We start from the raw sequence: 24,382 nt of genomic DNA on the forward strand, positions 1-24,382 counted from the left end.
GCGGCACCGCCGGCAATCAGCCGACGGCGCGACACCCCGCCGGCGGGTGCGGGATCGGACGGGGCGGGCGACGGCCCGGGGGAGCCGGCGGCGGGACCCGAAGGATCGAGATTCGATTCCTCAGTCATGGTCTCCGCTCCGTTCCGCCCGGGCCGCCGCAACCGCTGTCGCTCACTTGGCGGTGGCGACCTTTTCGGCGATCTTCTGCATCGGCTGCTGTAGGGCGAGCACGGCTTGGCTCAACTCCTTGCGATGCTTCTCGCGGTTCGCCGCCGTCCAGGGCAGGTAGCCCCCGGGCGCCGTCTTGTCACGCAGCTTGGCCAAGGCGTCGTCCACGTTACCGAACTGGGTGACGACCTGGTTCATCAGGTCGGGGTCGATCTTCTCGAGCCCGGGCTGCAGGTAGGCGAACGCCTGCCGGGCACCCTCCATGTTGGAGTGGAAGTCGACCAGGTCGGTGTGGCTGAAGGCCTCCTCCTCGCCGGTGATCTTGCCCGACTGCACCTCTTCGAGCAGCGCCGCGGCGCCGTTGGCGAGATCCTCGGGCTTGAACTCGAGGGTCTTCACCACGTCGACCAGCTTGCCGACGTTGGTGTCCAGGTCGGCGGCGTACTTCTTGGTGCCGTCGCTGATCTTGCCGGCCTTCCACAGGTCGCGCTCAACGGCGTGGAAGCCCGACCAGCCGACCTTCTCGTCCAGGTTGGAGGCCCGCATATCGATCAGGTAGTCGAGGTTGCCCTTGTTGTCGTCGACCTTGAAGCCGGGCATCACGAAGCCCTCGACGTCGGACTCGATCTTCTCGTAGAACGGACGGGCGGCCAGGTAGGCGGCCTGCGACTTGGCGACGTCACCGGAGTCGACGGCGGCCTTCAGGTCGGCAACCGCTGCCTTGAGCCCGTCGGCCTGGGTGCCGACCCAGGTGGCGTAGTCCTTGGTTCCCTGGTTCAGCAGGGTCGCGGTGCTGCCGGACGGTGCCGCGGCGGCCTCGCCGGTCACGGTGAAGGGCTGGGTCTGGGGCGTTGCGCCGAGGCAGTACAGGGTGTACTGGCCGCCGTTCATCGTGATGGTGAAGGTCGACGGCGGCAGCCCGGGAGCGAGGTTCTCCTTCTCGCCGAGGATCTTCAGTTCGCTCTGGATCTCGACCTCGGTGATCGCGGTCGAACTGACGTTGTCCACGGTGAAGGTGACCGGGCCGGCGGCCGCGGTGGCGAAGTCGGCGGTGCACTTGTCGCCGTCCTCGGCGCCGGTCAGGGTGATCTTGACCTGCGCCACCCCGTCGACCACCGGTGCGGAACCGTCGGCCGGGGCGGACGCTGTCGCGCTGGTCGAGGCGGCCGGCGTGCTGCCGGCACAACCGCTCAGCCCGGCGGCCAGGGCCAGGACGGCGCCCAGCCCCGCCGCGGCGTGGGTTCTATGAGACATTGAGATTCCTCCTTGATTCGGATTCGGATGCCGCGACCGCTCGGTCGGGCTGAGGCAGCCGGCGGCGTGAGCGCTCGGCCAGGATCACGGTGATGAGAGCTGAGAGCAGCAGCAGGGCCGGGAACACGCGTCCCCAGAAGGTGCGCTCGACGCCCTGGGTGCGCAGGGTGAGGGCGCCCTGCTCGGCGGCCTGGACGCGGGCGGCGTCGACGGTCAACGAGCCGGAACCCAGCTGCGTGCCGTTGGGCAGGGTCCCGGACAGGGTGAGCGTGCGCGAATTGGCCAGTCCGCCGCCGCTGAGCGTCGCGGTCGTGGTGTCGGTCTGGGTGAAATCCAGCACCTCGCCGGCCACCAGCCACAGCTGCCGCTCGCCACTGTGCACCCAGCTGACGGTGAACGGTCCTTTTGCGACGAGGGGATTGATGCCCAGCGGCAACCGTCCGCCGTTGAGGGCGGCCAGCTCATCCAGGGTCAGCGTGGACGGCATGCTGCCGGCGTCGACCGGCTCCAACGCCTGCCGGTAGCCGACGGCGTCCGGGACGGTGCGGTGCTGACCGACCACCCCCTCGGTGAGCGGCATCGTCGACTCGCTCGCCCCGACGGTGACGATCGCCCGGTCGCCCTCGGTTCGAACGCTTCCCGCGGTCTGGCCGCTGGAGTCGACCAGCGTCGCAGCGCCGAGGCTCGGCATCTGGGCCGGGCCGACGGCGAGGAACATCGCCACGGCGGCAACGGCCAGCGCTCCGGCGATGCCGAATCGCAGCCGGACGGCGCCGCGGGCGTCCGGACGCCACTTCTTCGGCCAGTAGACGTAGATCGCCATCGGAATGACGTAGCCGAACCAGCCGACCACCTGGATCACCCGCGGGTCCGGCGGAATGCCCAGCACGCCGGTGAACAGCGCGCCCTGGACGGACCCCGGGGGAGCCAGCCAGGACAGGTCGACGGTGGGGGCCTGGCCGGCGTCGATCCACCCGGCGCCGTGCATCTTGCCCAGAGTGCTGACCACCAGGCCGGCGGCGACCAGCAGCAGGAAGACGCTGGTGATCCGGAAGAAGCGGCCCAGGTTGAGCCGCATGCCGCCGGTGTAGAGGCCGTAGCCGATGACGGCCGCGGTCAGGATGCCGAGGATGGCGCCGGTGGCGGCCAATCCCGCGTTGGTGGAGGCCGAGAAGGTGGCAAGCAGGAAGACGGAGGTTTCGAAGCCCTCCTTGAGCACGGCCAGGAAGGCCATCACCACCAGGGCACGTCCGGTACCTGCGCCGAGTGCCTCTGTCGCGGAGCTTTCCAGATGTCGTTTGAGGCCGCCCGCGTTGCTGTTCATCCAGAGCAACATGCCGGTGACGAAGACGATGGCGACGATGCCGATGATCGCCTCCATGCCCTCCTGGGCCGCCTGCGGCAGGCTCGTCTCGACCATGCGCAGGCCGACACCCACGCCGAGGCTGAGCAGGATGGCGGCACCGACGCCGATCATCATCGGCGTCAGGGAGCGTCCGTTGCGGCGCAGGAAGGCGGCGATGATGCCGACGATCAGGGCTGCTTCGAGCCCCTCACGCAAGCCGATGATGAAGGTAGCCAGCACGTTTGCCGTCCGCGAGTTCGTCTTGATTGGACCGTGCCTGACCTGGGACTCCCCAGGTCTCGTGACGGTAGTTAGCTTTGCCTAACCTTAGGCAGCGTAGTACGGGCGGACCGGCGGCGAGCGCCGTTCCGCATTCGAGATGGGCGAGCTGTCGCCGGCTCGGTCACCGCCAGCGTCCGTCCGTCGGCACCACCATCGGAGTGCCGGACGCCGGATCGTCGATCACCAGGCAGTTCAGTTCGAACACCTCGCGGACCAGGTCGACGGTCAGCACCTGCGCGGGCGGACCGGCCGCGATCAGCCGTCCGGCCTTCATCACGATCAGGTGACTGGCGTAGCGAGCGGCCTGATTGAGATCGTGCAGCACCGCCACGATCGTGGTGCCGTCACGGTGCAGCCGGGCGAACAGGTCGAGCATCTCGATCTGGTGGGTGAGGTCGAGATAGGTGGTGGGCTCGTCGAGCAGCAGCACCGGCGTCTGCTGGGCGATCGCCATCGCCGCCCACACCCGTTGCCGCTGGCCACCGGACAGTTCGGCGACCTCGCGGGTGGCGAGCTGGGCGACGTTGGTGGCGGTCATCGCCCCGCGCACCGCCTCCTCGTCGGCCGGCGTCCACTGCCGGACCAGCTTCTGGTACGGGAATCGGCCGCGGCTGACCAGGTCGACAACGGTGATCCCCTCGGGCGCGATCGAGGACTGCGGCAGCAGACCCACCTGGCGGGCGAACTCCTTGGGCTTGAACGTGTCGAGGCTCTGGCCGTCCAGGGTGACCCGGCCATTCGCGGGTCGCAGCAGCCGTGACAGCGATCGCAGCAGGGTGCTCTTGCCGCAGGCGTTGGGCCCGATGATCACGGTGAACTCCCGGTCGGGAATGTCCACGCTCAGGTCGGTGCTCACCACCCGTTGGTCGTAGCGCAGCGTGACGTTCTCGGCGCGCAGCCGGGGCGCCCGCAACGGCTCCGGGGTGGGCAGGGTGCTCATCGGTTCCTCGCTTCCTGGACCAGCAATGTCAGCAGATAGACGCCGCCGAGCACGACGGTGACGATGCCCACCGGTACGTCGACCGGCATCAGATGTTGGGCGATCAGATCGGCACCGAGCATCAGCAAGGCGCCCACTGCCGCGGACGAGATCAGCGGAATGCCGGCGCTACGGGCCAGCCGGCGGGCGATCTGCGGCGCAGAAAGTGACACGAACGCGATCGGGCCGGTGCTGGCGGTGACGATGGCCACCAGGGCGACGGCGAACAGCACCAGGCCCACCCGGACACGCTCCACCGCAACACCGTGGGCAGCGGCCGCGTCGTCGCCGAGTTCCAACTGCCGCAACCCCGGGGCGAGCATGAATCCGGGGGTGCACAGCAGCAGCCCGACGATCGCCGGGATCAGTGTCGGCCAGCCCAGCAGGGCCAACGACCCCGCACCCCAAATGGCGGCGGCCATCGCCACCTCCTGCTGTGCCCGGAGCAGCAGGAACAGGTTGGCGGCGTGCAGCATGGCGGTCACCGCGATGCCCACGATGATCAACCGGAAACCTTGCATGCCCCGTCGATAGGCGAGCAGGTAGACCACCACCGCGGTGAGCAGCGCGCCGACCAGTGCGCCCACGGAGGCCGACACGACGCCGGCCCCCGCAACGGTGAGTGCGACCAGGGCGCCGGTGTAGGCGCCGGCTGAGAAGCCGATGACGTCCGGTGAGCCGAGCGGGTTGCGGGTCAGCGACTGGAAGAGCGCGCCGGACACTGCGAGCGCGCTACCGAACACCAGTGCGCCGAGCACGCGCGGTAGCCGCCAGTCCCGCACCACGGTCGAGGTGAAGCTGCCGTCGGTGGCGAACAGGGCTTGGACGACCTCGCCGGGACTCAGTTGGAGGTCGCCGAGACCGAGTGCCACGACGGCGAGCGCGAGTGCGATGACGGTTACGACGGTGGTGACGACGAGGCCACGGGCAGGAGACCAGCCACCGATCAGCGGCAGCGGAATGCTGCCGGCGCGCGGGTTGACGGGCCGGGTCGGGTCGTCGGCGAGAGTGGTCACAGTTCGCTCGCCTTCCGCTGGCGGACCAGGAAGATCAGCACCGGTGCGCCGATCAGCGCGGTCACGATGCCGGCCGGCAGCTCGCCGGATTCCAGCGCCACTCGTCCGATCACATCGGCGATCAGCAACAATGACGGGGCGGCCAGGGCCGAATAGCCGATGATCCAGCGCTGATCGGGGCCGACGATCCAGCGGACGGCGTGCGGCACCATCAGCCCGACGAAGGCGATCGGGCCGGCCAGCGCGGTCGCCGTCCCGGCCAGCAGCATCACTGCGGTGACCGCGAGGATCCGGGTGCGCATCACGTTGGCGCCCAGTGCGGAGGCCAGATCGTCGCCGAGGGCGACCGCGTTCAGTGAGGACGCGATGGCGAGCGCGATGCCCAGGCCGAGGAGGACGAACGGAGTGGAAGGGCCGAGCAGGCTGATGTCGCGGTCGAGCAGGGAGCCGGACTCCCATGAGGTCATCACCGCGAACCGTTCGCGATCGGTGAGCACCACCGCACGGGTGATGCCGGCCAGCACGGCGCCGAGGGCCACGCCGGCCAGGATCAGCCGGACGGGGCTGGCTCCGCCGCGTCCGACGGAGCCGATCAAGTAGACCAGCACCGAGGCGCCGAATGCTCCGACGAAGGCCAGGGTGAGCGTGCCGAAGGGTCCGGAGACGCCCGCCAGGCCGGTCCCCATGGCCAACGCGAACGCGGCGCCGGCGTTGACGCCGAGAATCCCCGGATCGGCCAGTGGGTTGCGGGTGACGGCTTGGATGAGCGCCCCGGCCACACCCAGGGCGGCGCCGGCGACGATCGCGATCAGGGTGCGTGGCATGCGGAGATCGGTGACCACCACCGCGTTCTGCCCGGTGTTCTGGCCGAGCAGGATCTGCAATACCTCCAGCGGCGGAATGGCGCGCGCGCCGACGGCGAGGCTGGCGATCACCGCGAGGCCGAGGACGACGAGCAGAGCCAGCAGCCCGAGGGCACGGACGGCGGGGGAGCGTCGCTCACCGACCGGTGCGAGTGGGGCGCCAGGGTGCGGACGGAGAGCGGTCACGGGAGGAGATCATAGGCTAGCCTTACCTAACTTCCTACTGGTGTGATCGGCGTGCCGATCATGCCCCGTCCCACTCGATCCAGCGAAGGAAACTTCATGCGTCTACGAGCACTCGCGGCAGCTGTCGCGGCGACCCTGCTGGCCGGCCTGGCCGCCTGCTCCTCGCCTGCGCAACCGGCTGCGCCTACCACCAGCCCGACGGCGGCCGCTTCCACCGGCGAAGCGTTCCCGGCGACCATATCGACCAAGTTCGGCGATGTCACCGTGAGCGCGAAGCCGACCCGCGTGGTGGCCCTGGGCTGGGGTGACGCGGAGACGGCGCTCGCCCTCGGGGTTCAGCCGGTGGGCGCGTCCGACTGGCTCGGTTTCGGTGGCGAGGGCGTCGGTCCGTGGGCGAAGGGCATGTACACCACGGCGCCCGAGATCATCGGCACCCTGGAGCCGTCGTACGAGAAGATCGCCAGCCTCAAGCCCGACCTGATCCTCGACGTGAAGGGTTCCGGCGACCAGGCCCGCTACGACCGGTTGAAGTCCATCGCACCCACGATCGGCGTCCCGACCGGTGGCGACAGCTACCTGACCAACCAGGAGCAGCAGGTGACGATGATCGCCACCGCGCTGGGTGAGAAGGCGAAGGGCGAGGCGCTGCTCAAGGAGGTCTCGGACGCGTTCGCCGCGGCCGCGTCCGCTCACCCGGACTGGAAGGGCAAGACGATGACCGCCGCGACCAAGACCGCGGACGGCTGGGGCGCCTACATCGATGGCAGCGAGCGGGTCACCTTCATGCAGAACCTCGGCTTCACCCAGAACCCGAAGATCGCCGCGATGAAGCCGGACGCCACCGGCTTCTCGGTCAGCCTCTCGCCCGAGAAGCTGGACGACATCGACGCCGACGTGATCGTCGCCTTCCCGATCTTCATCGAAACCTCCAAGCTGACCGGTGATGCCGCCTGGAAGGCCGTGCCCGCGGTCAAGGCCGGGCACGCCGTGGTGATCGACGGCGATCTGGCGCAGGCCTACTCGCTGGGCACCACCATCGCCACCAAGTACGCCATCGAGAACCTGGTGCCCAAGCTGGAGTCCGCACTGAAGTAATCCTCCGCCGGCCGGCGTCCACCCCCACCCACGCGCTCGCCGAACTATTCAGGGCTCGCTGAACTACGCGAGCTTTGGATAGTTCGGCGAGCGTTTGGCGTCGGACGCCGTCGCGTCCGCTTGCTCGCGGCGGGCAGACCCGGGAGAGTCCTGCCATGAGGTTCCTCTTCCTGGGCGCGGGCGCGATCGGCACCTACGTCGGGGGCAGCCTGGCTGCCGCCGGCGAAGACGTCAGCTTCATCGAACGACCCGACACCGCCGAAGTCATCGCCTCGCGCGGGTTGAAGGTGCACACCGCGGACGCCACCCGCCTGGTCACCAACGTGACGATGCACGGCAGCGCCGGCGAGGCGTTGGCCGCGGGACCGTACGACATCGGCGTCTTCGCGCTGAAGTCGTTCGACACCCAGACCGCGCTGGACGAACTGGTCGCCACCGGACACGAGGTGCCCAGCATCCTGTCGCTGCAGAACGGCGTCGACAACGAACCGACGATCGCCGCGACGCTCGGCGCCGACCGGGTGCTGGCCGGCACCGTCGCGACCGCGGTGAGCAAGCCGGGCATCGGCGAAGTGGTGGAGGAGAAGCACCGCGGCATCGGCGTGGCGATGGGTCACCGGCTGAGCGAACCCCTGGTGGCCGCGCTGGAGAAGGCCGGGCTGTCCGGACGCCTGTTCGCCGACGCGGGCGCGATGAAGTGGTCGAAGCTGCTGACCAACCTGACCGGCAATGCCACGTCCGCGATCCTCGACCGCACGGTCGCCGAACTGTTCTCCGACAAGCGCACCTACCGGCTCGAGGTGGCGGTGCTGCGGGAATGCCTGGCGGTGATGAAGGCGCTCGGCCACGGCGTCGTGGATCTGCCCGGCACGCCGGTCCGCGCCCTGGCGTTGGCTACCCGCTTGCCGCGCTTCGTCGCCCAGCCGGCCCTGACCAAGGCGCTCGGCTCGGGACGCGGCGACAAGATGCCCAGCTTCCACATCGACCTGCACGGCGGCCGCGGCCGCACCGAGGTCTCCTTCCTCAACGGCGCCGTCGCCCGCCACGGCTCCCAGGTCGGCGTCCCCACCCCGGTGAACGCCCTACTCACTTCGACTCTCGAGGCGCTCACCGCCGGCGAAGCCGACATCGAGACCTACCGCCACAACCCGGACGCCCTGCTAGCCCGCCTCCGTTGATCGGGGACGGTTCTCCTTCGTGCGAATCTCGCACATCGGGGGACGGTTCTTTCACGTTCGAAAATCGCAGATCGGGGGACGGTTCTTCGGCGTTCGAAAATCGCACGTCAAAGAACCGTCCCCGGAAGTGCGAACCAGCCGCCGCTGGTTGAGCTTGTCGAAACCCCTCGGAAGGGATCTCGACAAGCTCGATCAACGTCGCGGCGGTCAGCCGAGGGCTTTGATGACGTCGGCGACGAGTTGTTCGGTGCGGATGTCGTCGGCGGCGGGGGAGAAGCCGAGGCGGACGATAACCAGCTTCTCGGACGGCACCACGTACAGCCGCTGGCCGTCGTGACCGCTGGCCCAGTAGGCGTCCCGGGGGAGTCGCTGGTCGATCACCGAGCCGGACGCGGTCCGGTTCGTCCACCAGCCGGCGGCGTAGTTCGGGTCCTCCGCGGACGGCGGGGTGACGACGGTGGTGGTCTGTCGCATCCAGCCCTCGGGCAGCAGCCGGCGTCCGTTCCAGACGCCATCGGCACGGGCGAACTCGCCGATCGTCGCCCAGTCGCGCGGGGTCGCCCACAGGTACGAGCTGCAGACCGGCGTGCCGGTGGCGTCCGCCTCCCACACCGCCGACGACACGCCGAGGGATGCGAGTAACGCGGCCCGGGGCAGATCGGCTCCCTGTCCGGTGCGGTCGCGCAACACACTGCACAGCAGGTTGGTCGAACCCGACGAGTACTGCTGAGTCGAGCCGATCGGATGAAGCAGCGGTTGGGAGGCCACGAAGGACGCCATGTCCGGCTGGTCGTAGAGCATCGCGGTGATCGTGGTGCCCAGGTCGTAGGTCTCGTCCCAGGTGAGCCCGCTGCGCATCCGGAGCAGATCCTCGACGGTGATCCGCGCCCGGTCGTCGGTCCATTCGGGCCGCAGCCGGTCGTCCGACAGCGTCAGCTTGCCTTCGCCGACCAGGACGCCGGTGAGCAGGCTGGTCACGCTCTTCGCCATCGACCAGCCCAGTTGCGGGGTGTCGGCGGTGAAGCCGGGCGCATAGCGTTCCGCGACGATCCGGCCGTCCCGGACGACCACGACACCGCGGGTGCCGAGCCGCTCTCGGGCGTCCTGATCGAGATCGTCGCCGAAGGCGCCGGCCAGGGCGGCCTCCAGTCCCGGGGTGAGTTTCGGGGCGACCTGTCCGGCCAGCGGGTTGGACGCGGTCGTGATTGGCGTGGCAGCTCCGAGAGACGGACGCCCCGGCGCCAGCGTGCAACCGAAACCGTCCACCGGCCACGCCTGTTGGGCGGCGAGCATGCCGAACACCGAGGCCCGGTAGCCGCCGCCGTCCGGGCCGATCCGCAGATAGGGCACCAGCGGATTGGGCGGCAGATCCTCGGTCATCGGACGATGCGCGATCACATCCAGCGCACACGCGTTGTGCGCCGCATACCCGGTGCCGGTGCGCAGCAGCGGCCTCAGGTACCAATACCCGGCCGTCGCCGCGACCACGACGACCACCAGAAGGCCGACGACCACCCGGACCCAGATCCGACGCTTCCCCCGCATGGCCTGAGGGTATTCCCTCCATCGCTGGGTCGCGTTGGTCGAGCTTGTCGAAACCTCTGCCGCAGCGGTTTCGACGAGCTCAACCGGAGCTCGACCGGCGGTGGTCGACAAGCTCAACCTGCGGTGCTGGATCAGCCCAGCAGCTGCATGATCACCCGGCCGACCGCCTCGTCCTGCGGGCCGTCGGTGAGCCGGAAGCCGGCGCCAACCAGGCTCGGATGTCCCTCGGCGATGGCGTACCCGTGGCCCGCCCAGGCCAGCATCGGCAGATCGTTCGGCATGTCACCGAAGGCGGCCACCTCGGCCGGATCGACGCCCAGCTCTGCACACAACGCGGCCAATCCGAACGCTTTCGTGACACCCGGGGCGCTGATCTCGAGCAGTCCGTAGTCGCCCAGGTGGGAATGGGTCATGGTGAGCCGTTCACCGACCACCGAGCGGCCTCGTGCGGCCAGGGCGTCGCTGTCCAGTTCGTGGTGGAACGCGCACAGCTTCAGCACCGGTTCGGAGATCGCGGCCAGTTCGGCCAGTGGCGCCTCGGTCAGCCAGTCGCCCTTCTCGCGCTGCAGTCCGGGTTCGCATCCGAACCGCTCACCCCACTCGAAGGCGAAAATCGTGCCCGGGATCGCGGCCCGCAGGTCGTCGGCGACCTCCAGCGCCAGCTGCGGGTCGAGCCCGTGCACGACCGTGTGTCGTCGGGTGGTCAGATCGAATCGGCCGGCGCCGTTGCTGACCACCACCTCGGGGTACAGGCCGGGGAGTCCCTCCAGGACGTCCAGCCAGCGCGACGGGCGTCCGGTCGCGACCACGACCGGCACACCGCGATCGGCGGCGAGGGTAAGCGCCTCGCGGTTCACCACCGACACCTCACCGAGCGGGTCGACGAAGGTGCCGTCCAGATCGGTGACGATCAGCCCAACGGTCATAGTCGCGAGTTGGGCGTCGGAGACCCGCCTGCGGAGCGCGAAGCCGAGGGCGAGCCCGACTGCGGCGACGGGGAACCCGACTGCGGGGAAGGTGAGCCCGATTGCGGGGACGGCGAACCCGACTGTGGCGAGGGTGAGCCCGACTGCGGCGACGGCGACGCCGACTGCGGTGGTGGGGATCCGGTCGGCGGCACCGGCGGCGGCGGGCTCTGCTGCGGCGACTGCTGGAAGATCAGGATCGCGATCAGGATCGCCAGCGCCGCCAGCAGCAGCATCAGCAGCCAGGACGCCAGGATCGACACCCAGCCGGCGCGGTCACCGCGTCCGGGCCAGGGCAGCGGCCAGAGCCGTGCGACACCGGGCCCGGTCCGATCGATCCAGTGCAGCCGGTAGTCGGGGCCGGCGGGCGTGCCCTGCAGCGGCAACCGGGCCAGCTGCACGTCGTCGAGGATCCGGGAGGCCTCGGCGATCGCCGCCGGGGAGCCGTCGTAGGCCAGGGCGACCCAGGGCGCCAACGGTGCGTCGTCGGGGTCGACCGGATCGTCGTCCTCATGCCGGTACTTGCCGCCCAGCCGTCCCTCGTCCTGGCCGTGGCCGCCGCGGGCCACCACGGTGTCGATGTGCAGTTCGTTCACCACGCCCGCCAGCCGGTCGCGGGCCGCCGCATCGTTCGACGCGCCCTCGGACAGCAGGATCAGCATGACCGGCGTGTTGGCCTCGTCGTGCCCGGCGAACGCGATTCCGGACGGCGCGACCACCAGCCGTGCGTCCAGCCAGAAATCGCCCACCTTGGGCGGGTCCTCGGCGAGCAGCGGGGTCAGTGGCACCGCGCCCGACGACTGCGGGTCGCCGGGTGCCGGGTTCTGCTGCTCGGACATCGGCTCCCATCTCATCACATGCGCCCAACCGACGGGTGGGGGCGAGGCGTCCCATTCTGCCCGATGCCAGGTGCCGTCCGATCATCCGGACAAGCCCCACGCGTCGTGGTCCGAGGGGGACACACCCTGTGAACCGCGCCACCTTCCGGACGCCCGCCCGGCACACAGAGAGGTGACAGCCCTGCCCGGTAAGGTGGCCTGCGAACCGGCGGGCCAGGCCCGCCCCAGGCGTATTCGGCGAGCAGGAGACACGCGTGTCCAATCCGACCCAGGCCCCCGGTCAGCAGCCGCAGGGAAATCCGGCCACCCGCGAGGCCGCCCGCCTGCTCGGTGAGGCGATCGCCCAGGTGCAGCGGGTGATCGTCGGCCAGGAACACATGGTCGAACAGCTGATGGTCGGCCTGCTGGCGAAGGGGCATGTGCTGCTGGAGGGCGTCCCGGGTGTCGCCAAGACGCTCGCCGTGCGCAGCTTCGCCACCGTCGTCGGCGGCGAGTTCTCCCGCATCCAGTTCACCCCCGACCTGGTGCCGTCCGACATCGTCGGTACCCGGATCTACTCGGCGCGGCAGGAGAAGTTCGACATCGCGCTCGGCCCGGTGTTCGTGAACTTCGTGCTCGCCGACGAGATCAACCGTGCGCCCGCCAAAGTGCAGTCGGCGATGCTCGAGCTGATGGCCGAGCGGCAGGTCTCGATCGGCGGCACCACCTACCCGGTGCCGAAGCCGTTCATCGTGATCGCCACCCAGAACCCGATCGAGTCCGAGGGCGTCTACCCGCTGCCCGAGGCGCAGCGCGACCGCTTCCTGCTCAAGGTGGACGTGCCGTACCCGCGCGGCAACGAGGAGTTCGAGATCCTGCGCCGGATGAGTGTGCAGCCGCCCGAGCCGACCAACATTCTGAGCCCCGACAAGATCCGCGAACTGCAGGATCAGGCGTCCAACGTCTTCGTGCACAACCTGGTCGCCGAGTACATCGTCCGGCTGGTGCTGGCGACCCGGACGCCGGCCGAGTTCGGTATGCCCGACCTGACCCCGGTGATCCAGATCGGCTGCTCGCCCCGTGCCACCCTCGGCCTGGTCGCGGCCGCCCGCGCGCTGGCCCTGATCCACGGCCGTGACTACGTGCTGCCCACTGACGTCCAGGCCGTCGCCAAGGACGTCATGTCGCACCGGCTGGTGCTGGGCTTCGACGCCGTCGCCGACAACATCGCGCCCGCCCAGGTGGTCGAACGGATCGTCGCGATGGTGCCGCCGCCCACCCCGGTGTGGAACCAGCAGCAGCGTGACCAGGCGCACGGACAGCACCGGCACAACCCGAGCTACCAGAACTGACGAGGCCGTTGTCTCAGCAGATGCAGTTCGAACCACCCGCCGACGACCTCGGCGTGGTGGAGTCGGTGCTGCGCGAACCGACCCGCGCCACCCTGCCGCTGCACAAGCTCGCACCCGAGGCGGCGCTGCGGCGGCTGGAGTTGACCGTCGTCCGGCGGTTGGAGGGCTTCCTGCACGGCGACCACCGCGGCCTGATGCCCGGCCCCGGCTCGGAGACCAACGATGCGCGCGTGTACGTGCCCGGCCAGGACGACGTCCGCAAGATCGACTGGGCGGTGACCGCCCGCACCCAGACGCCGCACGTCCGCGACACCATCGCCGACCGCGAACTCGAGGTGTGGGCGCTGCTCGACGTCACCCCGTCGATGAACTGGGGCACCGAGGGGGTCACCAAGCGTGACCTCGGCATCGCCGCCGTCGCCACCATCGGCTTCCTGTCGCAGCGGATGGGTGACCGGTTCGGCGGCCTGGTGATGCGTCCGGACGCGATCAAGCGACTGCCCGCACGCTCGGGCCGGACGGCGCTGTACGGGCTGCTGCGCCGGATGCTCGACGAGCCGATCGTGCCCGACCACAGCACCGGGCCGTACACCCTGGCCGCCGGGGTGGAACAGCTCACCCGGCTGCAGCGCCGCCGCGGCATGCGGATCGTTATCTCCGACTTCCTGTCGGCCGGCGATTCCGAACTCGACCCGAACGTCGAACCCGACTGGGAGCGGCCGATGCGGCGGCTGGCGATCCGCAACCAGGTGCTCGCCGTCGAGGTGATCGACAAGCGCGAGATCGAGTTCCCCGACGTGGGCGACATCCTGATCCGCGACCCCGAGACCGACTTCCAGCGTTATGTGAACACCAGCGACGCGGGCGCCCGGGCCCGGATGGACGCGGCGTCCGCCGCCCAGCGGGAACGGATCCGGATCGCGCTGCGCCGGGCCGGGGTCGCGCACATCCAGTTGCGTACCGATAGAGACTGGGTGCAGGACATCGCCCGTTTCGTGCTCGCCTACCGCCGCGTGGCAGGCATGTTGCACCAACCACCGCAGGGGGTGAGCAAGTGAATCTCGATCAGATGTTCCTGAACCCGGAGCGTCTGTGGTGGCTGCTGCTCATCCCGGTGCTGGTCGCCGCATACATCTACCTGACCCGGCGCCGGAACCGCACCGGGATGCGCTTCACCAACACCTCGATCCTGGGTGCGGTGGTGCCGGTGCAGTCGCAGTGGCGGCGGCATCTCGCGGTCGCCCTGTCGCTGCTCAGCCTGGTGGCGCTGACCATCGCCTGGTCGCGTCCGAGCGGTGTCGACAGGGTTCCGCGCGAGCGGGCAACCATCGTGCTGGTGCTCGACGTCTCGCAGTCGATGGCGGCCACCGATGTGAAGCCGAACCGGCTGGACGCCGCCAAGACCGAAGCCAAGCGGTTCGTCGCGTCGATCCCGGCCACCTACAACGTGGCGCTGGTCAGCCTGTCCGGCGCGCCGGCGTCCCGGCTGCCACCGACCACCGACCGCGGGCAGATCAACCGCGCCATCGACGCCCTCACCCTGCAGGACTCGACCGCCATCGGCGACGCGATCAATGTGGCGATGTCGACCCTGCAGTCGGCTCCGAAGGCGGCGGACGGCTCCATTCCGCCGGGCGCGATCGTGCTGCTCTCCGACGGCCAGAACACCGCCGGCCGGTCGCCCACCCAGGAGGCTGCCGCGGCCGGCAAGGCCAAGGTGCCGATCTACACGATCGCGTACGGCACCGAGAACGGCTACGTCGACCTGGACAACAAGCGCGAGAAGGTGCCGCCGGACAAGGCGTTGCTGCAGCGCATCGCGAGCCTGACCAACGGGCAGGCCTACGCCGCGGAATCCGCCGGCGATCTGGACACGGTTTATAAGAACATCCGCAGCGAGGTCGGCTACGAAGAGGTGCGGAAGGAGATCACCGCCACCTGGGCCGGCTACGGCCTGGCGTTCGCGGTGGTCGCCGCACTCGCGGCCGTGTCGCTCGGGGCGAGGTGGCCATGATGATGCTTCCGATGATCTCGTTCATGGAACCGGACCGGCTGTGGTGGCTGGCGCTGATCCCGTTCCTGGTGGTGCTGTACCTGGTGCTGCTGCACCGCAAGAGCAGCCGCAGCCGCACCACCGGCATCTCGAACCTGAACAAGGTGCTGCCCAAACAGCAGGCCTGGAAGCGGCACATCGCCGTCGGTGCGGCGGTGTTGTCGCTGTCGGCGCTCAACGTGGCGTTCGCCAAGCCGAGCGACGAGGTCGATGTGCCGCGCGACCGGGCCACCATCGTGCTGGCCATCGACGTCTCGCGTTCGATGATCGCCGAAGACGTGGCTCCGAACCGGCTGGACGCCGCCAAGGCCGCGGCGACGGACTTCCTGGGCATGCTGCCGCCCCGGTTCAACGTGGCGCTGGTGGCTTTCGCGGGGTCGGCGTCCATCGTGGTGGCTCCGACCACCGACCGCGGCCTGGTCTCGCGGGCGATCGAGGGGCTGCAGGTCGCGCCGTCCACCGCGATCGGTGAAGGCATCTTCTCCTCCCTGGACGCCCTGGTGCTGGCCCCGGTCGACCCTGATCATCCCGACGACCCGGCACCCGGCGCGATCGTGTTGTTGTCGGACGGCTTCACCAACATCGGACGCAAGTCGGCCACCGCGGCGCAGGCCGCGAAGGAACGCAAGATTCCCATCTACACGATCGCCTACGGCACCGCGGACGGTTACGTCGTCGACGGCGGACGCCGTGAGCCCGTCCCGGTCAATCACGAGGAACTGCAGCGGGTCGCCGACATCTCCGGCGGTAAGAAGTTCGCCGCCGGCTCGTCCGGTGAGCTCAAGGACGTGTACGCCTCGATCGCGAAGGCCATCGGTTATGTGAAGGAAGAGCAGGAGGTGACCGAGATCTACACCGGTTACGCGTTCGGCTTCGCCATCCTCGCCGCCATCGCGGTGATCTCGCTGGGCGCTCGCTGGCCCTGACGCGACCCCGTTGGTCGAGCTTGTTGCATCTCGCTGGTCAGCCTGCTGAGCGACCGTTGGTCGAGCTTGTCGAGACCCCTGCCGCCTCACAACCGTTGGTCGAGCTTGTCGAGACCTCTGCACCTCATAACCGTCATCCCAGCGCACCTCGTGACCCCGGCGCACAACCGTCATCCCGGCGAACGCCGGGATCTCCGCCGCCAACGGCTCGTTCGGATCCCTACCGGCCCTCGAAGTTGGCGGGTGAACCACTCAGGTAGCTCTCCATCGCCCGCCGGGCGTCCGAGGTCTTGGCCAGCATCGCCACCACCGGATGGAGCCGTCCGGACGCCCCACGCGGGTCGGTGAGCGCCAGCCGCGCGTTGGCCAATGTGGCCTGGACGGCGAGCGGTGCCTGTGCCGCGATCCGCTCCGCGAGGGACATCGCGGCGTCGAACTGGTCGCCGTCCGGAACGATCTGCTGCACCAGCCCGATCCGGTGCGCCTCGGCCGCGTCGAAGTAGTCGCCGGTGAGCAGCCAGCGCATGGCGTCGCCCCAGCCGAGCCGGGGGAGCCGCACGGTGGCGCCACCGAACGCCATGATCCCGCGGGCCACCTCGAGTTGGGCGAACCGGGTGCCGGCGGCGGCCACCACGACGTCCGCGGCGAGGGCGAGTTCGACGCCGAGGGTGAGACAGGTGCCCTGCACGGCGACGACGACCGGTTTGGACACCGGCTCGGTCACGACACCCCAAGGGTCGATCATTCCGGGCGGCAGCAACTCAGCCGAACCCGAGGTGATCGCCGGCGCCACATCGGCCAGGTCGAGACCGGCGGTGAAGTGCTCGCCCACGGCATGCACGACACCGACGCGCAGCTCGGCATCGGTGTGCAGCACCGTGTAGGCCTCGGCCAATGCGTGCAGCATCGCCAGATCAGCAGCATTCCGCTTCTCGGCGCGATTCAGCCCGATCGTCAGAACGTGTCCCTGTCGCTCTACCAGCACCCGATCGCTCATTGCGTCATCCAATCGGGCCGCGGCGGGTTTGTCACCGGCAGGAACAGGCAGCGAGCGGAATCAGCTATTTGCGGGCTTCTTCGTTGGCCTTGTCGTTCGCCTTCTGCAGCGCGTCGACCAACTCGTCCTTGGTCATCGTCGAGCGTCCCTGAATATCCAGCCGGCGCGCCAGGTTGAGCAGATGCTCCTTGGTGGCGTTGGCGTCGACACCGCCCGCGCTCTCACTCTTGGGGTTTGGGCCACCCTCCTCGGCGCGCGCGTCCGAGGGTCCACGCTTCTCCTTGCGCTCCCAGTGGTCGCCGACCTTCTCGTAGGAGTGCTTCAGCGACGCGTAGGCCGCCGCACTGGCCCGCCCCTCGTCGCCGTCGTAGGTCTCCATGGCGGAGTCGTAGGTCTTCGCGAAGGTCCGACGAGCCTTCTTCGACGATCGCCGGACGGGGCCCGGCAGGTCGGACTTCTTCACCTTGCCGCTCTTCGTGGTTTTCGGCATATCTCCACCCTGCCTCGCGGATTCGTCGCCGAGCACGCCCGAAGAGGTGGATTTGTGGACGACTCGCGGTTGGTTCCGCCGCAGCCGGTGAGGCAGAATAGAGCCACTCCGACGACCGAGTGATGCAGGGGAAGGCAGCTACTCGGCGAAGGAGAAAGACCATGGCGAAAACCCATGGGGTGGTGCAGATCCACTCTGCGCCGTCCGCGTTGTGCCCGCATGTCGAATGGGCCGTGGGCGGCGTCGTCGGCGTACCCGTGCATCTTGACTGGACGCCGCAGCCCGCTGAGCGGGCGTCCTATCGTGCCGAGTTCTGCTGGACCGGTCCGGTAGGTACCTCAGCGAAACTGACCAGCGCCCTGAAGGGCTGGCAGCGGCTGCGCTTCGAGATCACCGAGGACGGCACGGCGGCGTCCGAGGCCGTCCGATACTCCTACACCCCGGCGCTCGGCGTCTTCCACGCCACCGTCGGCCTGCACGGCGACATCATGATCAACGAGGAGCGGCTCAAGGCCGCCATGGCCCGGGACGCCCTGGGCCGCCGCAACCTGCGCGACGCCGTCAACGACCTGATCGGCACCGCCTGGGACGACGAACTCGAGGTCTTCCGCCAGGCCGGCGAGGGCGGCGCCGACGTCCGCTGGCTGCACCAGGTCGTCTGACCGCCCACGTCCGGGGCGTCCACCCGACAAAACCCTCCCTAACTATCTCTGCCCTCCCACATGCGGGAGGGCAGAGATAGTTAGGGAGGGCCCTACGGACGGGTTGAGCCGGCCCGGGGGTCCCCGCGGAAGCGCGAGTGGTCAGCGGGTGATGTTGGCGTTGGTCACGGTGACGGCGACGTTGGCGCCGCCGAAGCCGAACGAGTTGTTGATCGCGGCGAGGTCACCCTCGGGCAACGGACGGGCGACGTTCGCGGCGATGTCGATGCCGAGATCGGGCTCCGGGTTGTCCAGGTTGATCGTCGGCGGGATCAGCCGATCGTGCAGCGCCATCACGGTGGCCAGGGTCTCCAGGGCCCCGGCGCCGCCGAGCAGGTGCCCGGTCGTCGACTTGGTCGAAGTCACCACGCAGCCGTCGACCGCACTGCCCAGGCCGTGCCGGATGGAGCCGGCCTCGGTCAGGTCACCCTGCGGCGTCGACGTGCCGTGGGCGTTGACGTGCTTGATGTCGGACGCGGTGAGTCCGGCGTCCTTGATCGCCTTCTGCATGGCGCCGTACTGCCCGGCACCGCTCGGATCGGGCTGGACGATGTCGTGGCTGTCGGCGGTGATGCCGGCACCGGCCAGGGTGCCGTAGATCGTCGCCCCGCGGGCCTTAGCGTGCTCCAGGGTCTCGATGATCAGCGCGGCCGAGCCTTCGCCCATCACGAAGCCGTCGCGTCCGATGTCCCAGGGTCGGGAGGCCTTCTCGGGCTCGTCGTTGCGGCGCGACAGGGCCTGCATCTGGCCGAACGCCGCGATCGGCAGCGGATGGATGGTGGCCTCGGTGCCGCCGACGACGGCGATGTCGGCACGCCCCAGCCGCAGCTGGTCGAGCGCCAGGGCGATCGCCTCATTGGACGACGCACAGGCCGACACCGGGGTGTGCACGCCGGCCTTGGCACTGATCGCCATACCGATGTTCGCAGCCGGCGCATTGGCCATCAGCATCGGAATGGTGAACGGGCTGACCCGGCGATACCCCTTGTCGCGATGGGCATCCCAGTTGTTGAGCAGCGAATGCAGGCCACCGATGCCGCTGGCCAGGGAGACGATCAGCCGCTGCGGATCGACCTCGTTCTCGGTGCTCCAGGTGAGCCCGGCATCCTGCCAGGCCTCCTGCGCCGCGATCAGCGCCAGCTGGGTGGACCGGTCGAGACGACGCGCCTTGACCCGATCGATGATGGTCGACGGATCGACCTTGACCTTGGCGGCGATCTTGACCGGAAGTTCCTCGACCCACTCTTCGGTGATCCGGCTGACGCCGGACGTACCGGCGAGCAGGGCCGCCCAGGTCGAGCGCGCGTCGCCGCCGAGCGGGGTGGTGGCTCCGATGCCGGTGATCACAATCTCAGGCATGATTCTCCGAATTCTCCGAGATGGTTCGGGGACGGATGGTGGTGGGACCCGGGCCCGCCGCATTCCGGCGGGCCCGGATCACCCGGCGACACAGATCAGCTGTGCGCCTCGACGTACGCCACGGCGTCGCCGACGGTCTTGAGGTTCTTGGAGTCCTCGTCCGGGATGGTGACGCCGAACTTCTCCTCACAACCGACGATGATCTCGACCATCGCCAGCGAGTCAACGTCGAGATCGTCGACGAAGGACTTGTCCAGCTGGACGTCCTCGACCGGCACACCGGCGACGTCGTTGACGAGCTCAGCCAGCTGAGCACGGATCTCTTCGGTGGTGGCCATAGGGTTTCTCCTTGTCGTAGGGCCTTTCCGGGGGATCCCGGAAGAACTAAATGATCAGGGTAGGGTCACAACCTGCCCGGCGTACACCAGGCCGGCGCCGAAGCCGATCAACAATGCGGTCTGTCCGGACTTCGCCTCGCCCGAACTGAGCAGGGCGTCCATCGCCATCGGCACGGACGCCGCGGAATTATTGCCGAACTGTTTGATGGTGCGGGCCACCACGACGTGCTCGGGCAGTTTGAGGTGCCGCAGCATCGTGTCGGTGATCCGGTTGTTGGCCTGATGCGGAATGAAGACGTCCAGATCCTCGGGGGCCAGCCCGGCGGCGTCCAGCACGTTCTTGGTGGCGCCGGTGATGAAGCCGGTCGCCCACTTGAAGACCGGACGGCCGTCCATCGCCAGATAGGGCCGCTCACCGGTCGAGAGCGCCTCGTTCCATTCGGTGGTCTGGCCGATGGCGTCGGCCTGGCCGCCGTCCGAACCCCAGACCACCGGGCCGATGCCGTTGGTCTCGCTGGGGCCGACCACGGCCGCGCCGGCGCCGTCGGCGAACAGGAAGGCGGTGCTGCGATCGTGGATGTCGGTGAACCGGCTGAGTTCCTCGACACCGATCACCAGCGCGTAGCGGGCGCTGCCCGAACGGACCAGGGCCTCGGCCTGGGCCAGGCCGTAGCAGAAGCCGGCGCAGGCGGCCGAGATGTCGTAGGCGGCGCCGTTGGTGCCCAGCTGATGGGCCAACTTGGCCGCCAGGCTGGGGGTCTGATGGAAGTAGGTGACGGTGGCCACGATCACCGCGCCGATCTCGGCGGCCGGGACGCCGGACCGCTCGATCGCGGTGCGCGCGGCGCTCAGCGCCATCGTCTCGACGTTCTCGCCCTCGCCGACCCAGCGGCGCTCGGCGATGCCGGTGCGTTGCTGGATCCATTCGTCGGAGGAGTCGATCCAGGTGCACATCTCGGCGTTGTCGACCACCCGCGACGGCACGAACGAGGCGACTGAGAGCAGCTGGGCGAACGGCGCGCCGGTGCTGGCCGCGATCGGGGCGGTCATGCCGCCACCCCCGCGTGCTCGGCCACGAAGGCGCGGGCGTCGGTGAGCTGATCCGGAGTGTTCAGGTTGAACAAGGCGACTCCCTTGAGGTTGCGCTTGGCGATGCCGGTCAGCGTGCCAGCCGGCGGAAGCTCGAGGATGCCGGTGACACCCAATGCGGCGAGGGTGTCCAGGCACAGGTCCCACCGCACCGGGTTGCCGACCTGGCTGACCAGCCGGTTCAGCACCTCGGCGCGGTCGTCGACGACCGCGCCGTCGGCGTTGCTCAGCAGCTTGGTGGTCGGGGCCGCCGTGCTGAGACCGGACGCGAGTTCGGCGAGTTCGGCGACGGCGGGTTGCATGTGAACGGTGTGGAACGCGCCGGCCACGCTGAGCTGGATCAGCCGGGCCCGGGCCGGCGGGTTGGCGGCCAGTTCGGCCAGCTGCTCCACGGTGCCTGCGGCCACGATCTGGCCCTTGCCGTTGTTGTTGGCGGCGGTCAGCCCGGCCGCCTCGATCGCGGCTGCCACCTGGTCGGGCACGCCGCCGACGACAGCCATCATCGAAGTGGGGCGCAGCGCCGAGGCGGCGGCCATGCCCCGGCCGCGGGTCGCGACGAAGCGCATCGCGTCCTGGTCGGACAGCACACCGACCAGTGCCGCCGCGGTGATCTCGCCGACGCTGTGGCCGGCGACGACGTCCGGTACCGGGCCGTCGCCGAGCAGCGCACGGCCGGCGACCAGGCCGGCAGCGACCAGCAGCGGCTGGGCGATGTCGGTGGCGCGGATCGCGTCGGCGTCCGCCTCGGTGCCGTAGTGCGCCAGATCGACCCCGGCGACCTCCGAGAGCGCATCCAGCTGGTCGCGCGCGGCGTCGTCCGCCAGCCAGGGGCCGAGGAAGCCGGGCGTCTGAGCGCCCTGGCCGGGCGCGAGGATTGCAAGCACGGGAATACTCTTGCGCGAATCGGCTCAGGAATGACAGCGGGACATGACGAAAATCTCACAGACCTTCTTGTGGGATTCTCACAAGCGGCCGCGTAGTCAGACGGGGGCACCGGTGGCCGGGCTTTGTGGCAATCACGAGGTCATCAGCCTGCCGAGGGTGACGGCAAGGCGCAGTACGTAGGCGCTGCGGGCCTCGGCGGGGTGGTAGCCGGAGACCTCCGCGATGCGTCGCAGCCGGTACCGGACGGTGTTCGGGTGGACGAACAGGCTGCGGGCGGTGGCCTCCACCGAGCCGCTGTTGTCGAGGTAGGCGACCAGGGTGTCCAGCAGGTCGGCACCGGCGTCACGCAGCGGACCGTAGATCTCGCGGGCCAGGATCCGCCGGGCGTGGCCGTCGCCGGCGAGGGCCCGTTCGGGCAGCAGGTCCTCCGCAGCCACCGGACGTGGCGCGCTCGGCCAGGCGTCGGCCGCACGGATGCCGGAGAGTGCGCCGCGCGCGGACGTGGCGGCCTCGACCAGGTCGCTGACCTCCGGGCCGACCACGATGTGGCCCGGTCCGAAGTGGTCGGCGATCTCGGTGATCACCGACAGTGCGGTACCGGCCGTGCCCGAATGGCCGCCCAGGACGACGACCAGCCGCTCGCCCTGGGTGGAGGCCAGCAGGTCGAAGCCGCGCTCGGCCACCGCCCGGCGCATCGATTCGATGGCGTGGTCCTTCGCGGGCGCCTCGCCGATGGTGACGGTGATCGCCGCGGGGGAGCGCCAACCCAGCGTGGACGCGCGGGAGAGCACCGTCTCATCGGTCTCGCCGCGAATCACCGCGTCGACGACCAGCGCCTCGAGGCGGGCGTCCCAGCCGCCGCGTGCCTCGGCGGCCCGGGCATACACTTCTGCGACCCCGAAGGCGATCTCGCGGGAGTACTGCATGATCGCCAGGTAGACGCCGGATCGGTCGCCGCGGGGGACCAGCCGGTCCAGCTGGTTCTCCACGGTGTCGATGGTGGTGCGGATCAGGTCGACGCTCTGGTGCAGGGTGATCCGGCGCATCAGGGTCCGCGGGGCGGCGTCGAAGACCTCGGCCGGGTTGACGTCGCGGCCGTCGTCGGCGAACCAGCGGATGAACCCGTCGATGCCGGCCCGGGCGACCAGGGTCACCGACGAGCGGTGCTCGGCGTCCAACTCGCCGAACCAGGGGTGACGGTCCTCGATCTCGGCGAGCGCGGCGGTGGTCAGGTCGCCGGCGGACTGGGCGAGGCGCCGGGCAACGGTCGACCGCTGCCGGCCGGACTGCGGCCAGCCGCGTCCGATTCCTGGAATGGCAGCCACCGATCTCCCTTCGTCTGGAACACCTTAGGGTGTAGGAACCCGTCGGAGGCTGTCAGGGAGGTGGCGAGCGCAGTGGATCCCGTCGTCGCGTTGCGCGAGATCGCCTATCTGATGGAGCGCGAGCGTGCCGACACGTACCGCGTCCGGGCCTTTCGGCGGGCAGCCGACATCGTCGACGCGATGGATGCCGCGGAACGTTCCGACCATGCTGCGGCGGGGGACTGGAAACGGGTCTCCGGCTTGGGCACCACCTCGGTCGCGGTGATCGAGCAGGCGCTGGCCGGACGGGTGCCCGACTACCTGGCCGGCAAGCGGGCCAAAGCCAAGCCACTGGTCGATCCCGAGCCGGCGCTGCGGGCGCGGCTGCGCGGTGACCTGCACACCCATTCGACCTGGTCCGACGGTGGTAGCTCGATCGAGGAGATGATGCTGGCGGCGCGTGCGCTGGGCCACGAGTACACCGCGGTCACCGACCATTCGCCCCGGCTGCGGGTCGCGCGCGGGCTGTCGGCGGAGCGACTCGCCGAACAGTTGGACCTGATCGACGACCTGAACGAGGCGCTCGCCCCGTTCCGGGTGCTGCGCGGCATCGAGGTCGACATCCTCGACGACGGCACCCTCGACCAGTCACCGTTCATGCTCAACCGGCTGGACGTCGTGGTGGCCAGCGTCCACTCGAAGCTGGCGATGGACGCCGAATCGATGACGCATCGGATGGTGGCGGCGATCGCCAATCCGCGCACCAACATCCTCGGCCATTGCACCGGACGGCTGATCGAGGGGGAGCGCGGCACCCGTGGCGAGAGCTCCTTCGATGCAGAAGTGGTCTTCGAGGCATGCCGGGCCTTCGACGTGGCGGTGGAGATCAACAGCCGCCCCGAGCGGCGCGACCCGCCCGACCGGCTGCTGGCGTTGGCGAACGAGGCCGGTTGCCTGTTCAGCATCGACACCGACGCGCACGCCCCGGGGCAACTGGAGTTTCTGGCCTACGGCGCGGCGCGCGCGGAGGCCGCCGGAATCGACCCGGACCGCATCGTCACCAGCTGGCCGGTGCAGCGGCTGCTCGACTGGGCGACGTCCCGCTGACACCGTCATTCACCCCCGATCGGGGCCGTAGATAGGGTCGTCGGGGACACCTGCCGGACACACTGTGGTCGTGCCGATGTGCTCGAC

The 24,382-nt window shown here is 69.5% G+C and carries 23 protein-coding genes; 8 read left to right on the top strand and 15 right to left on the bottom strand.

Annotation, left to right across the window (positions count from 1 at the left end; all coding sequences use genetic code 11):
* Window positions 1-171 precede the first annotated feature (171 nt).
* From efeO to QM624_RS19575, 5 genes are all read right to left on the bottom strand, one after another.
* Window positions 172-1,422, bottom strand: a complete 1,251-nt coding sequence (gene efeO / locus QM624_RS19555) for an iron uptake system protein EfeO (RefSeq protein WP_415094956.1) — start codon at window positions 1,420-1,422, stop codon at window positions 172-174.
* Window positions 1,412-3,007 carry an iron uptake transporter permease EfeU gene (gene efeU / locus QM624_RS19560; protein WP_415094958.1) on the bottom strand — a complete coding sequence of 532 codons (1,596 nt, stop codon included), beginning with the start codon at window positions 3,005-3,007 and terminating at the stop codon, window positions 1,412-1,414. Before efeU ends, efeO begins: the two co-directional genes overlap by 11 nt.
* A gap of 163 nt (window positions 3,008-3,170) precedes the next feature.
* Entirely contained in the window at window positions 3,171-3,989 is an 819-nt protein-coding gene (locus QM624_RS19565; RefSeq protein ID WP_415094960.1) for an ABC transporter ATP-binding protein, read from the bottom strand.
* A complete protein-coding gene (locus tag QM624_RS19570) occupies window positions 3,986-5,044 on the bottom strand; it encodes a FecCD family ABC transporter permease (RefSeq protein ID WP_415094962.1) in 1,059 nt (352 codons plus the stop codon). The genes QM624_RS19565 and QM624_RS19570 overlap by 4 nt, the downstream gene beginning before the upstream one ends.
* Window positions 5,041-6,093, bottom strand: coding sequence for a FecCD family ABC transporter permease (locus QM624_RS19575; RefSeq protein WP_415094964.1), 1,053 nt, complete (start codon window positions 6,091-6,093; stop codon window positions 5,041-5,043). The genes QM624_RS19570 and QM624_RS19575 overlap by 4 nt, the downstream gene beginning before the upstream one ends.
* 96 nt (window positions 6,094-6,189) lie before the next feature.
* Here QM624_RS19575 and QM624_RS19580 point away from each other — a divergent pair, with 96 nt between their 5' ends.
* Both QM624_RS19580 and QM624_RS19585 read left to right on the top strand, forming a co-directional pair.
* The gene (locus tag QM624_RS19580; RefSeq protein ID WP_415094966.1) at window positions 6,190-7,188 is read left to right on the top strand and encodes an iron-siderophore ABC transporter substrate-binding protein; all 999 of its coding nucleotides are present in this window, start codon (window positions 6,190-6,192) and stop codon (window positions 7,186-7,188) included.
* A gap of 155 nt (window positions 7,189-7,343) precedes the next feature.
* Window positions 7,344-8,366, top strand: coding sequence for a ketopantoate reductase family protein (locus QM624_RS19585; RefSeq protein WP_415094968.1), 1,023 nt, complete (start codon window positions 7,344-7,346; stop codon window positions 8,364-8,366).
* Window positions 8,367-8,573: 207 nt separating this feature from the next.
* On the opposite strand, the gene QM624_RS19590 is transcribed toward QM624_RS19585, so the two are convergent.
* The 3 genes from QM624_RS19590 to QM624_RS19600 form a co-directional block, all read right to left on the bottom strand.
* Entirely contained in the window at window positions 8,574-9,911 is a 1,338-nt protein-coding gene (locus tag QM624_RS19590) for a serine hydrolase domain-containing protein (RefSeq protein ID WP_415094970.1), read from the bottom strand.
* Between the two features lie 131 nt (window positions 9,912-10,042).
* Window positions 10,043-10,837 carry an HAD family hydrolase gene (locus QM624_RS19595; protein WP_415094972.1) on the bottom strand — a complete coding sequence of 265 codons (795 nt, stop codon included), beginning with the start codon at window positions 10,835-10,837 and terminating at the stop codon, window positions 10,043-10,045.
* Window positions 10,834-11,715 carry a hypothetical protein gene (locus QM624_RS19600; RefSeq protein ID WP_415094974.1) on the bottom strand — a complete coding sequence of 294 codons (882 nt, stop codon included), beginning with the start codon at window positions 11,713-11,715 and terminating at the stop codon, window positions 10,834-10,836. Before QM624_RS19600 ends, QM624_RS19595 begins: the two co-directional genes overlap by 4 nt.
* Before the next feature lie 254 nt (window positions 11,716-11,969).
* Here QM624_RS19600 and QM624_RS19605 point away from each other — a divergent pair, with 254 nt between their 5' ends.
* From QM624_RS19605 to QM624_RS19620, 4 genes are read left to right on the top strand one after another with little or no spacing between them, the layout of a single operon-like run.
* Window positions 11,970-13,046, top strand: a complete 1,077-nt coding sequence (locus tag QM624_RS19605) for an AAA family ATPase (RefSeq protein ID WP_298132616.1) — start codon at window positions 11,970-11,972, stop codon at window positions 13,044-13,046.
* 20 nt (window positions 13,047-13,066) lie between these two features.
* Window positions 13,067-14,104 carry a DUF58 domain-containing protein gene (locus tag QM624_RS19610; protein ID WP_415094976.1) on the top strand — a complete coding sequence of 346 codons (1,038 nt, stop codon included), beginning with the start codon at window positions 13,067-13,069 and terminating at the stop codon, window positions 14,102-14,104.
* An 11-nt stretch (window positions 14,105-14,115) separates the two neighbouring features.
* Window positions 14,116-15,060, top strand: a complete 945-nt coding sequence (locus QM624_RS19615) for a VWA domain-containing protein (RefSeq protein WP_298132687.1) — start codon at window positions 14,116-14,118, stop codon at window positions 15,058-15,060.
* A complete protein-coding gene (locus QM624_RS19620; RefSeq protein ID WP_415094978.1) occupies window positions 15,057-16,025 on the top strand; it encodes a VWA domain-containing protein in 969 nt (322 codons plus the stop codon). Before QM624_RS19615 ends, QM624_RS19620 begins: the two co-directional genes overlap by 4 nt.
* Window positions 16,026-16,245: 220 nt before the next feature.
* On the opposite strand, the gene QM624_RS19625 is transcribed toward QM624_RS19620, so the two are convergent.
* Both QM624_RS19625 and QM624_RS19630 read right to left on the bottom strand, forming a co-directional pair.
* A complete protein-coding gene (locus QM624_RS19625; RefSeq protein WP_415094980.1) occupies window positions 16,246-17,022 on the bottom strand; it encodes a crotonase/enoyl-CoA hydratase family protein in 777 nt (258 codons plus the stop codon).
* A gap of 64 nt (window positions 17,023-17,086) precedes the next feature.
* Complete coding sequence (locus QM624_RS19630) at window positions 17,087-17,512, bottom strand: ChaB family protein (protein WP_415094982.1); 426 nt, start codon at window positions 17,510-17,512, stop codon at window positions 17,087-17,089.
* A 161-nt stretch (window positions 17,513-17,673) separates the two neighbouring features.
* Here QM624_RS19630 and QM624_RS19635 point away from each other — a divergent pair, with 161 nt between their 5' ends.
* A complete protein-coding gene (locus tag QM624_RS19635; RefSeq protein WP_415094984.1) occupies window positions 17,674-18,174 on the top strand; it encodes a DUF3145 domain-containing protein in 501 nt (166 codons plus the stop codon).
* A 141-nt stretch (window positions 18,175-18,315) separates the two neighbouring features.
* On the opposite strand, the gene QM624_RS19640 is transcribed toward QM624_RS19635, so the two are convergent.
* The 5 genes from QM624_RS19640 to QM624_RS19660 form a co-directional block, all read right to left on the bottom strand.
* On the bottom strand, window positions 18,316-19,572 hold the full coding sequence (locus QM624_RS19640) for a beta-ketoacyl-[acyl-carrier-protein] synthase family protein (RefSeq protein ID WP_415094986.1): 1,257 nt from the start codon (window positions 19,570-19,572) through the stop codon (window positions 18,316-18,318).
* Window positions 19,573-19,667: 95 nt separating this feature from the next.
* The gene (locus QM624_RS19645) at window positions 19,668-19,910 is read right to left on the bottom strand and encodes an acyl carrier protein (RefSeq protein WP_298135049.1); all 243 of its coding nucleotides are present in this window, start codon (window positions 19,908-19,910) and stop codon (window positions 19,668-19,670) included.
* A 54-nt stretch (window positions 19,911-19,964) separates the two neighbouring features.
* Window positions 19,965-20,960 (bottom strand): beta-ketoacyl-ACP synthase III, encoded by a 996-nt coding sequence (locus QM624_RS19650; RefSeq protein WP_415094988.1) that lies wholly within the window; start codon window positions 20,958-20,960, stop codon window positions 19,965-19,967.
* Window positions 20,957-21,883, bottom strand: a complete 927-nt coding sequence (locus tag QM624_RS19655) for an ACP S-malonyltransferase (RefSeq protein WP_415094990.1) — start codon at window positions 21,881-21,883, stop codon at window positions 20,957-20,959. The genes QM624_RS19650 and QM624_RS19655 overlap by 4 nt, the downstream gene beginning before the upstream one ends.
* A gap of 132 nt (window positions 21,884-22,015) precedes the next feature.
* Window positions 22,016-23,209, bottom strand: coding sequence for a PucR family transcriptional regulator (locus QM624_RS19660; protein WP_415094992.1), 1,194 nt, complete (start codon window positions 23,207-23,209; stop codon window positions 22,016-22,018).
* A gap of 72 nt (window positions 23,210-23,281) precedes the next feature.
* Between QM624_RS19660 and QM624_RS19665 the strand changes: the two genes are divergently transcribed.
* Window positions 23,282-24,295, top strand: a complete 1,014-nt coding sequence (locus QM624_RS19665) for a PHP domain-containing protein (RefSeq protein ID WP_415094994.1) — start codon at window positions 23,282-23,284, stop codon at window positions 24,293-24,295.
* The last annotated feature ends 87 nt before the right edge of the window (window positions 24,296-24,382 follow it).

Source organism: Micropruina sp. (genome assembly GCF_047606365.1).
Lineage (GTDB): Bacteria > Actinomycetota > Actinomycetes > Propionibacteriales > Propionibacteriaceae > Micropruina.

Bases quoted from the DNA above. Each gene is read 5' to 3' on its own strand.
- efeO (WP_415094956.1), bottom strand. From the start codon at position 1,422: ATGTCTCATAGAACCCACGCCGCGGCGGGGCTGGGCGCCGTCCTGGCC.
- QM624_RS19565 (WP_415094960.1), bottom strand. From the start codon at position 3,989: ATGAGCACCCTGCCCACCCCGGAGCCGTTGCGGGCGCCCCGGCTGCGC.
- QM624_RS19580 (WP_415094966.1), top strand. From the start codon at position 6,190: ATGCGTCTACGAGCACTCGCGGCAGCTGTCGCGGCGACCCTGCTGGCC.
- QM624_RS19585 (WP_415094968.1), top strand. From the start codon at position 7,344: ATGAGGTTCCTCTTCCTGGGCGCGGGCGCGATCGGCACCTACGTCGGG.
- QM624_RS19590 (WP_415094970.1), bottom strand. From the start codon at position 9,911: ATGCGGGGGAAGCGTCGGATCTGGGTCCGGGTGGTCGTCGGCCTTCTG.
- QM624_RS19595 (WP_415094972.1), bottom strand. From the start codon at position 10,837: ATGACCGTTGGGCTGATCGTCACCGATCTGGACGGCACCTTCGTCGAC.
- QM624_RS19600 (WP_415094974.1), bottom strand. From the start codon at position 11,715: ATGTCCGAGCAGCAGAACCCGGCACCCGGCGACCCGCAGTCGTCGGGC.
- QM624_RS19610 (WP_415094976.1), top strand. From the start codon at position 13,067: ATGCAGTTCGAACCACCCGCCGACGACCTCGGCGTGGTGGAGTCGGTG.
- QM624_RS19615 (WP_298132687.1), top strand. From the start codon at position 14,116: ATGTTCCTGAACCCGGAGCGTCTGTGGTGGCTGCTGCTCATCCCGGTG.
- QM624_RS19620 (WP_415094978.1), top strand. From the start codon at position 15,057: ATGATGATGCTTCCGATGATCTCGTTCATGGAACCGGACCGGCTGTGG.
- QM624_RS19625 (WP_415094980.1), bottom strand. From the start codon at position 17,022: ATGAGCGATCGGGTGCTGGTAGAGCGACAGGGACACGTTCTGACGATC.
- QM624_RS19630 (WP_415094982.1), bottom strand. From the start codon at position 17,512: ATGCCGAAAACCACGAAGAGCGGCAAGGTGAAGAAGTCCGACCTGCCG.
- QM624_RS19635 (WP_415094984.1), top strand. From the start codon at position 17,674: ATGGCGAAAACCCATGGGGTGGTGCAGATCCACTCTGCGCCGTCCGCG.
- QM624_RS19640 (WP_415094986.1), bottom strand. From the start codon at position 19,572: ATGCCTGAGATTGTGATCACCGGCATCGGAGCCACCACCCCGCTCGGC.
- QM624_RS19645 (WP_298135049.1), bottom strand. From the start codon at position 19,910: ATGGCCACCACCGAAGAGATCCGTGCTCAGCTGGCTGAGCTCGTCAAC.
- QM624_RS19650 (WP_415094988.1), bottom strand. From the start codon at position 20,960: ATGACCGCCCCGATCGCGGCCAGCACCGGCGCGCCGTTCGCCCAGCTG.